General features: G+C 64.7%; 1 protein-coding gene. It reads left to right on the top strand.

The features are described 5' to 3' along the window. Positions 1 to 1,942, top strand: a 1,942-nt coding sequence (locus VFZ66_17150; GenBank protein HEX6290915.1) for a condensation domain-containing protein, incomplete at both ends; no start/stop codon positions are given.

Here is a 1,942-nt window from a genome sequence, read left to right as displayed (position 1 = left end):
CCTGCCGCGCGTCGGCGTGCGCGACAACTTCTTTGCCCTCGGCGGTCATTCCCTGCTTGCCACGCAGGTGGTTTCACGAGTGCGAGAAATGCTGGGAGTGGAGCTATCGCTGCGCGATATGCTTGAGTCTCCGACCATCGCCGATCTTGCCGTCGCGGTGGTCAAAGCCCGTCAGGTTTCGCCGGAGCTGAGCCCGCCGCCGCTTGAGCCCGCCCCGCGTGATCGCGCGCTGCCGCTGTCGTTTGCGCAGCAGCGCCTGTGGTTCCTGTCGCAGATGGACCCCACCAGCCCGGCCTATAACATCCCGAACGCGATGCGCGTGCGCGGCCCGTTGAATGCCGCTGCCCTTGAGCAGAGTCTCAATGCGATCGTGCGGCGTCATGAGGTGTTACGGAGCACATTCAGCGCCGAGGCGGGCCAGCCGGTACAGCTAGTTGCACAGACGCTCGTGGTGCCGCTGCCGCTCGTCGATCTTCAGTTCCTACCGCTGGAGGAGCGCGAGGGCGTGGCGATTAAAATGGCTGCCGACGAGGCCCAGCGTCCGTTCGATCTGCAAACCGGGCCGCTGCTGCGCGCCAACCTGCTTCAGTTGGACGCGGAAGATTATGTGCTGCTGTGGAGCGTGCATCATATTGCGGCGGATGGCTGGTCGATGAGCATCTTTATGCGTGAGCTGCTCACATGCTACCGAGCCTTTACGCAGGGATCGGCGATCGAAACGTCGCCGCTCCCGCCCCTGCCGATCCAGTACGCCGATTACGCCGTCTGGCAGCGGGGCTGGCTGCAAGGTGCCGCGCTAGAGGCTCAGCTTGACTACTGGCGGGAGCAATTAGCCGACGTGAGCGCGCTGCAACTCCCGACGGATTATCCACGTCCGGCAGTAGCAACGCTCAAAGGCACCAAGTACGAGTTTAAGATCGCGCCTGAGGTCATGGAGTCGCTACGGGCTCTTGGTCGGCGGGAGGGCGCGACGCTGTTCATGACGCTGCTGGCGGCGTGGCAGGTGTTGCTGAGCCGCTACAGCGGCCAGGACGACATCGCGGTCGGCACGCCGATCGCCAACCGCACGCGCGGCGAAACCGAGGACCTGATCGGTTGTTTCATCAACACGATCGTCCTGCGCACCAGCCTTGCGGAGGCCGCGACATTCCGAGAAGTGATTAAGCGCGCGCGCGCGGTTTGTCTGGGCGCGTACGCGCATCAGGATGTGCCCTTCGAGCAGGTGGTGGACGCCGTTGAGCCGGAGCGCGACCTGAGCCGACATCCCATCTTCCAGGTCATGTTTGCGCTACAAGCAGCGCCGAGTAAAACCCTGGAAACCGCCGAGCTATCGTTGAGCCCGCTGACGTTTGAGTACGGCATCTCGAAGTTCGATCTTAGCCTCTCGCTCAGCGAGACGAGCGTTGGCCTCTACGGTATTTTGGAATACAGCACGGATCTGTTCACGGCGGCGACGATCGCGCGCCTGACTGAGCATTTTACGGTGCTGCTGCAAAGCATTGCGGCTAATCACGATCATCCGCTGAGGACGCTGCCGCTGCTGACCGAGGCTGAGCAGCGGCGCTTGGGCGAGTGGAACGCGACGGCGTACGATTATCCGCGCGCGCCGCTGGTCCATGACCTGATCGCCCAGCAGGCGGCGCGCACGCCCACCGCCACCGCGTTAGTCTGTGGGGACGAGCGCCTGAGCTACGCCGCCCTGGAACGCCGCACCAATCAGCTCGCGCACCATCTGTGCAGCCTGGGCATCGGGCCGGAGCGGCGGGTGGCGGTCTGTCTCGATCGGTCGCTCGATCTGGTCGTGGCGCTGCTGGCCGTGCTCAAGGCGGGCGGCGCCTACGTCCCGCTCGATCCCGCCACCCCCGCCGAGCGCCTCGCCTTCATCCTCGCCGATTGCCAGGCCGAGGTGATCATCACGCAAGCCGCCCTGCGCAGCAGCCTA

The organism is Herpetosiphonaceae bacterium (assembly GCA_036374795.1).
Taxonomy (GTDB): Bacteria; Chloroflexota; Chloroflexia; order Chloroflexales; family Kallotenuaceae; genus LB3-1.
This window is presented reverse-complemented; position numbering and strand designations above follow the sequence as displayed.